The 7,628-nt window shown below is 41.2% G+C and carries 5 protein-coding genes and 1 tRNA gene; 1 reads left to right on the forward strand and 5 read right to left on the reverse strand.

Going from position 1 to position 7,628, the window contains the following annotated elements:
* Window positions 1-188: 188 nt before the first annotated feature.
* From ADM33_RS08435 to ADM33_RS08455, 5 genes are all read right to left on the reverse strand, one after another.
* A complete protein-coding gene (locus tag ADM33_RS08435; protein ID WP_080982717.1) occupies window positions 189-2,519 on the reverse strand; it encodes a DNA translocase FtsK in 2,331 nt (776 codons plus the stop codon).
* Window positions 2,520-2,650: 131 nt separating this feature from the next.
* Window positions 2,651-3,439, reverse strand: a complete 789-nt coding sequence (locus tag ADM33_RS08440) for a HEAT repeat domain-containing protein (protein WP_049504493.1) — start codon at window positions 3,437-3,439, stop codon at window positions 2,651-2,653.
* A 268-nt stretch (window positions 3,440-3,707) separates the two neighbouring features.
* The gene (locus ADM33_RS08445) at window positions 3,708-5,663 is read right to left on the reverse strand and encodes a PTS fructose transporter subunit IIABC (protein WP_049504496.1); all 1,956 of its coding nucleotides are present in this window, start codon (window positions 5,661-5,663) and stop codon (window positions 3,708-3,710) included.
* Entirely contained in the window at window positions 5,660-6,571 is a 912-nt protein-coding gene (gene pfkB, locus ADM33_RS08450; RefSeq protein ID WP_049504498.1) for a 1-phosphofructokinase, read from the reverse strand. The genes ADM33_RS08445 and pfkB overlap by 4 nt, the downstream gene beginning before the upstream one ends.
* Complete coding sequence (locus ADM33_RS08455) at window positions 6,568-7,308, reverse strand: DeoR/GlpR family DNA-binding transcription regulator (protein WP_049504500.1); 741 nt, start codon at window positions 7,306-7,308, stop codon at window positions 6,568-6,570. Before ADM33_RS08455 ends, pfkB begins: the two co-directional genes overlap by 4 nt.
* A 161-nt stretch (window positions 7,309-7,469) precedes the next feature.
* Between ADM33_RS08455 and ADM33_RS08460 the strand changes: the two genes are divergently transcribed.
* Window positions 7,470-7,557: transfer RNA gene (locus ADM33_RS08460), tRNA-Ser, on the forward strand.
* Window positions 7,558-7,628: the final 71 nt, after the last annotated feature.

Here is a 7,628-nt window from a genome sequence, read left to right on the forward strand (position 1 = left end):
ATCAATACTTTAACAGGTAAAACTAGTAAAAGTAAAATCCGATTATTAGGCAAGTCTGAAACGATTTTCAGATAGCCTTATTTCTAAAGAAATCGCTATAAAAAGGAAACTTCATCGTAAAAGTTAGACCATTTTTGACTAACTTTTCAATAAAGTTTCCATGCATTTTTATACTATTTTTACGTTTTTTATTGTTGTAAAACCTTTCGTGGCTTCGTTCCTTCTGCTGGACCAATAACCCCAGCCATCTCTAATTCTTCCATCAAGCGAGTTGCTCGGTTAAAACCAACTGATAATCTACGTTGAATCATGGATGCGCTCGCTTTTTGAGTTTCAATGACCAGAGCCTTAGCTTCTTCAAATAGTGGATCTCCACCTTCATCTCCTGTGCCAGACTCACCTTCTGTCTCAGAAACCTCTCCGGGATCAAAGCTTTCATCATAATCAGCATCTGCTTGAGCCTTGATAAAACTAACAATACGCTCAACATCATCATCAGAGATAAAGGAGCCTTGCAGACGAACAGGGTGGTTTTCATCGATTGGTTTAAAGAGCATGTCCCCTCGACCAAGCAATTTCTCAGCACCATTTTCATCTAAGATAGTTCGCGAATCCGTTCCAGAAGATACAGCAAAGGCTACACGTGACGGTACATTGGCCTTAATCAGACCAGAAATAACATCCACCGAAGGACGCTGAGTCGCAAGGATCATATGGATACCAGCCGCACGCGCCTTCTGTCCTAGACGGATAATGGCATCTTCTACTTCCTTGCTAGCTACCATCATGAGGTCAGCTAACTCATCGACAATCACAACAATCAAAGGAAGAGGTACTTGTTTGTACTCAGATTGAGCGTTGAATTCCTCCACCTTGGCATTGAAACCAGCAATATTACGAACCCCAATTTTGGCAAAGAGTTCATAACGGTTTTCCATCTCATCTACGACTTTTTGAAGGGCCTTGCTGGCCTTACGAGGATTCGTCACGACCGGAATCAAGAGGTGAGGAATATCATTATAGACTGACAACTCAACCATCTTCGGATCCACCATCATAAACTTGACTTGGTCTGGACGTGCCTTCATGAGAATACTTGCAATGATACCATTGACTGCAACAGATTTACCAGAACCTGTCGAACCAGCTACTAGCAAGTGAGGCATTTTAGCCAAATCAAAACTACGTGCAGTTCCGTTAACGGCTTTTCCAAGAGGAATTTCTAGCAGATTTTCAGGTTTAGTTTGGGACTGTTCCCAGAGTTCTCGGAAAGATACGGTCGCAATTTCAGAGTTAGGTACTTCAATCCCGACCAAGGATTTCCCTGGAATTGGAGCTTCGATACGGACATCTTTCGCAGCCAAGGCCAGAGCCAAGTCATCTGCTAGATTGGAAATGCGATTAACACGAACACCAACTGCTGGCTTGACTTCGTACTTGGTAACTGATGGACCGATTTCAGCACGTTCAACCGTTACCTTGATACCGAAACTCGCAAAGGTTTCTTCCAAAATTTTGATATTTTCTCGTACGATTTTCTTTTCTTTTGACTGATCTTTTGGCTTATCGGGTGCGAAGAGTTGCAAGCTGGGGAGTTTGTACTCTAAAGCTTTTTTAGCAGAAAAATCTACCTCAACATCCTCATCATCTAAGAACTCAGCTTCCTCTGGAATATCAACTTCGCTAGGAAGATCATAGTCTGCTTGAGGGAGAATAATTTCAGGTTCTATCCATTCTTCCTCAGGAAGAGGTGGTAAATCATCAAAATGAACAGGGGGCGCTTCTAAAATCTCGCCAGTTTCCATATCAACAGGAGGTATGTCCAACAAGGCTTGCTCCTCTTGTTCTTTCTCAAGTCTTTCCTGCTCTTCTATCTCCTTACGCGCTTTTTCTTCTTCCCGTTTGATGAAGCGTTCTTGTTTCTTCAGCTCGCGTCGCTCCATCCAAAGCGAAAAACGTGCTCCAAGAAAATCAGCAACGTCGTAGACAGACCAGGGACTAACTAGAAGAGCACCGATCAAGATTAAGATGGCTCCGATAAAGTAAGTACCAATATTTGAAAAAAGAAAGGCGACTGGAATATAAAGGGCAACACCTAGCAGCCCTCCCCCAGCAAAGCTAGTCACACGAAAACCTGTCAAATCTGTCAAAACTTGGGCTAAAGTTCCCTTAAAGACAGACTGCTCTAAGCCATATTTCCATACAAGATAAGCTTCAAAAATCAGCAATAAGCCTGAAAAAATGCAAAGAAAACCTGAGATTAGACCTTCTTGCTTCCGAATCCATTTGAAGAAAAAAAGATAGACTAGAACGACAAAAATGACCAGATAGGCCAGACTTCCTACTAATAGACGAATGAGATTATAAAGGGTGAGACCCACTGCTCCTAATCTCAGAGCAGCGAACATTAAGCAAAAAGCTATGACTAAGGAAATTAACATCCGTTGGATAGCTTGCTTTCTTTCTAATTCAACTTTTGACGGTCTCCGTCTTGTTTTACTTGTATTTTTGTTTGCCATGCTTCTATTATACCATATTTCAGAAACATCTAGAGAAATCAAAAAAATGACTGCATCTACTAGACACAATCATCTTTCGTTGATATTTCTGAATTTTCTATTCTATATGATTTTTCAACAACCTTGTCTCACTACTTCTTCAAAAATCTAAATGCTGATTTTCTTGCCTTCTCAATCTTTTCGATTTCCAACTTCTCTACAGCAGATGTAGGTATCCATTTTTTCCCAAATAAAACTTGAGCTGCTTCTATCATCAGAGCACAAGCCCGAAAGTCCTTTTCTTCTGCAATTGCTTCACCAAACAATTCCTTTGTTTTCTCTATCAAGACTTCTTTTTCAACTTGATGAAAAGATAATTGCATCAAACTACTGGCAGACCAGGCACGACAAAGTGCATCTTGGTCAGTCAAGAGATGTTGCCCTAAGATTTCTATCTCACTTATTGAACCAATCCACCCTAGGGCAATGATTAACTTTCTACGATTCGAAGCTTCTGAACTAGGTAAAAGAGAGATTAGAACAGGAAGTACTTGCTTGCAGGAAGATGCATAAAAATCTCTATGTCTTACTTTGGAGAGGATTTTCGCTAGAAGATATACAATCAAAACACGTTGTCTCTCTGCTTCCTTTTGATCGAGAATTTCCAAAAGATAATCGATTCCCTCCTGCCCATGCTGGTCAAAACTCGCTTCAAAATTCAGGTCAGTTTCTTCCTCCCAATCGTTGCAAATGAGCTCAAAATGAAAGGCAATTTCTGGACTCCTGCCTAAATCAGCTATAAAATGAATTCGTTTAGAATCAGGAAAATTCTCCTCCACCAAGCTGGCATAGACCTTCTGTAACTCTTCTTTTGCAAGATTTTGGTGAGGGATATTTTCTTTCACTAATTTGTCGATTTCTTCTTTTCTAGAATCACTCATGACACTTTTCTCCTCTAAAGTAGTTGTAGAACTTTAGCATTCTGTCATTTATACTCTTCGAAAATCAAATTCAAACCACGTCAGCGTCGCCTTACCGTACTCAAGTACAGCTTGCGGCTAGCTTCCTAGTTTGCTCTTTGATTTTCATTGAGTATTAAATTCTCTACGATTTACTTCTATTATATCACTTTAGAGACCGGTCTCTCTAACTCCATTATCAAAAAATGACTGCCCACTTTCGTGTTCAGTCATTTGAATCTATTTGTGATTATTTTTCTAATGGTTTACGAAGGTAACCATAAACTACACCACTAACAAGTGCTCCTACCAAGACAAAGACAAGGTAAAGAAGGGCATTTGTTGTAAGGGCGATAACGAAGATTCCTCCGTGAGGTGCCATCAGTTTGATTCCTGCAAGACCAACAAGTCCACCTGCTACTGCTGAACCAAGGATAAAGCTTGGGATAGCACGAGCTGGGTCAGCTGCACCAAACGGAATCGCACCTTCAGTAATGAATGACAAGCCCATAACGATGTTAGTCAAACCTGAGTTACGTTCTTCTTTGGTGAATTTATCTTTGAAAAGAAGAGTTGCGACAAAGATTGCAAGTGGTGGAACCATTCCTCCAGCCATTACTGCTGCCATAGCTACTGAACCACCTGTTGACACTGTTGCTGCAAGCGTACCAGTACCAAAGACATAAGCTGCTTTATTGACAGGTCCACCCATATCGATAGCCATCATTCCTCCAAGAACGACTCCTAGAAGGACAGCTGATCCACCTTCAAGACCACCAAGGAAGTTGTTCATACCAGTGTTGATTGCTGCCATTGGGATATTAACAGCTAGCATGACAAAGCCTGTCAAGATTGTTCCAAAAAGTGGCAAGAGAAGGATTGATTTAGCACCTTCAAGTGAGCGTGGAACCTTCACGTATTTCTTAACCAAGAGTACCAAGGCACCAGCGATAAATCCACCAACAAGGGCTCCTAGGAAACCTGATGATACCCCTGCGAGAGCTGAAGTTGCTTCACCACCTTGAGCGTAAGGGATTTTACCAAAGGCAAAACCTTCTTTGGCAATAGCTCCAGCTACGAAACCTGCTACTAAACCTGGTTTTTCAGCGATTGAGTAAGCAACATATCCTGCAAATACTGGAAGCATCAAACCAAAGGCCGCGCCACCGATTTTCATGAACATAGAAGCGAGTTCATGGTAAGATCCAAGATTTCCGAGGCTATCGTTTGGCACACCCATAGCACCATCAATCAAGAAGGCAAGGGCAATCATGATACCACCACCGATAACGAATGGCAACATTTGAGATACACCACTCATCAAGTGTTTGTAGAAAGCACCACCGACACTTTGTTTTTCGTTAGATGCTGTTGAAGCTTGCACTCCATTAGCAGCACGATATACTTCAGCATTACCAGAAAGAGCCAAGTTGATCAACTCTTCTGTCTTACGAATACCATCTGCAACTGGACGATTTACCAATGGTTTGCCATCGAAACGATCCATTTCAACTGCCTTATCTGCAGCGATGATAACAGCTTTAGCCTTACGAATATCTTCTGATGTCAATTTGTTGCCAACACCGCTAGCACCATTGGTTTCAACCTTGATACCGACACCCATTTCCGCGGCCACTTTTTGAAGAGCTTCTTGTGCCATGTATGTGTGGGCAATTCCTGTTGTACAAGCAGTTACAGCAACGATAAAGTCACCAGATTCATTCGCAGGAGCTTGTACTGGCTCTTGATCTTTTTCTGAAGCTTGGTTAAAGAGGTCAATAACTTGATCAGCTGATGTTACTTGACGAAGTTTGTCAGCAAAGCCGTCTTTCATCAAATATTGTGACAATTCTGCCAAGGCAGCCAAGTGAGTATCATTGGCACCTTCTGGAGCAGCAATCATAAAGAAGAGGTCAGTTGGTTGTCCATCTAAACTTTCGTAGTCAACACCCTTGTTTGATTTAGCAAAGAGAACAGTCGCTTCTTTAACAGCAGCATTTTTGCTGTGTGGCATAGCGATACCGTCGCCCAAGCCTGTAGAAGTCAAAGCTTCACGCGCTAAGATTCCTTCTTTAAAGGTTTCAAAATCTGTCACGTAGCCATGCTCCACCAAGCTACGAATCATTTCTTCGATAGCTGCTGTTTTTTCAGTTGCTTGCAAATCTAACAACATCACATCTTTTCTCAATAAATCCTGAATTTTCATCTTTTTTCTACCTCAACTTTTTCATAAGTCTCTTTAATAAATTCTGCAGTTGCTAAATCATCTGAGAATGTCGTTGCTGTTCCACATGCCACTCCCCATTTAAAGGCTTCCACTGCGTCTTTTGATTTGACAAACTCACCCGTAAATCCAGCAACCATCGAGTCACCAGCCCCAACTGAGTTTTTAACTGTTCCCTTGATCGGTTTAGCAAAGTAGGCTCCATCTGATGTTACCAGAAGGGCTCCATCACCAGCCATGGAAATAATAACATTTTGAGCACCTTTAGCTAGCAATTCTCGAGCGTATTTCTCTATTTCATCAAGGCTTTCAATCTTGACTCCAAAGATAGCTCCCAGTTCATGATTATTTGGTTTCACCAAAAGTGGTTGATAATCCAAACTATCAATCAAGGTTTGACCTTCAAAGTCACAGACTACTTGTGCGCCTGTCTGACGCGTCAAAGCAATTAATTCTTTGTAAATAACATTACCCAAGTTTTTAGCACTCGAACCCGCAAATACAACTGTATCTTCTGCTGTTAAACTTAAAAGAATGGCTTTTAACTCTTCAAGTTGTTCGGGCTCAACATTAGGACCTGTCCCATTGATTTCTGTTTCTTGGTCGGCTTTGATCTTGACATTGATACGCGTATCTTCTGCCACTTGGACAAATTGCGTTTCAATTTGCTCTTCAGCTAAAGTATCTGTGATAAATTTACCAGTAAAACCTCCGATAAATCCAGTCGCTGTATTTGGAATATCCAAGCGTTTCAAGACACGGCTAACATTGATTCCCTTACCACCAGCAAACTTATCATCACTATCCATACGATTAACACTACCAACTTCCACTTTATCCAGACGAACAATGTAGTCAATAGATGGATTTAGCGTGACTGTATAAATCATACTTCGATAACCTCCGTTTTTTCTTTGATAGCTGGCAAGAGTTCGTGACCCTTGCTTGTAATGACAATAGCTCGTTTTATAGGGGCAACCTTAGCGAAACAAGACTGACCAACCTTAGATGAATCCGCCAAAACATAAGTTTGTTTGGCATTTTCTAAGATAGCTCGCTTAACAGCTCCCTCCTCCATATCTGGAGTTGTATAATAACCTTCATCTACACCGTTCATTCCGATAAAGGCACGATCAAAGTGTAATTGGTTAATCTGATTAAGCGCGACACCACCGATGCTGGCATCAGTCGTCATCTTAACCCCACCGCCAATAATAACTGTCGGGATTTGCTTATCCACTAATTGAACCGCATGGTGAATGGAGTTAGTCACAACAGTCATGTCTTTTCGCTCCAATTCCTTAATGAGAAAGGCTGTTGTACTTCCTGCATCCACAAAGATAACATCTTTTTCTTTGATGAGGGAAGCTGCCTTTTGCGCAATCAATTTTTTCTCATGAAGGTTTTTGACAGATTTCTCTTGAATGGTTTCTTCTTCTTGCAAGGAGTGAGGCAACTCTGCTCCTCCATGCACTCGGCGAAGTTTATTTTCAGACTCCAATTCATCTAAATCGCGTCTAACTGTTGATTCTGAAGTATCTAGCAAGCCTACTAATTTCTCTAAAGTAACGACTTTATGTTTACCCAACTCCTCTAAAATCAACTTTTTTCTCTCAGTTTTTAGCACTTACTCACCTCCTGTTAACGATTACAATAATCATTCTATCACAAAAAATAGCAAAATCAAGCACTTTTTGTCACTTTCTTTCATTTTCTATCATTTTGCCAATTGTTTGAATTTTATTTGCAAGATACTTGCCTTTATGATAAACTATTTTAGTAAGTATTGGAAGATTACTCAAGAGGCTTAAGAGGCCGTGTTGGAAACGCGGTAGGCGTGTGAAAGCGTGCGTGGGTTCGAATCCCATGTCTTCCGTTGCTATAGTGTAGAGAGTGGGACAGAAATCGGTAATTCGTTAGAATTCGATTTCGTCGTCCCACCTCCGC

It is taken from the genome of Streptococcus oralis (assembly GCF_001075875.1).
In the GTDB taxonomy this organism is placed as follows: Bacteria; Bacillota; Bacilli; order Lactobacillales; family Streptococcaceae; genus Streptococcus; species Streptococcus oralis_I.

Coding starts and splice junctions, on each gene's coding strand:
- pfkB (WP_049504498.1), bottom strand. CDS start 6,571: ATGATTTATACAGTCACGCTAAATCCATCTATTGACTACATTGTTCGT.
- ADM33_RS08435 (WP_080982717.1), bottom strand. CDS start 2,519: ATGGCAAACAAAAATACAAGTAAAACAAGACGGAGACCGTCAAAAGTT.
- ADM33_RS08445 (WP_049504496.1), bottom strand. CDS start 5,663: ATGAAAATTCAGGATTTATTGAGAAAAGATGTGATGTTGTTAGATTTG.
- ADM33_RS08440 (WP_049504493.1), bottom strand. CDS start 3,439: ATGAGTGATTCTAGAAAAGAAGAAATCGACAAATTAGTGAAAGAAAAT.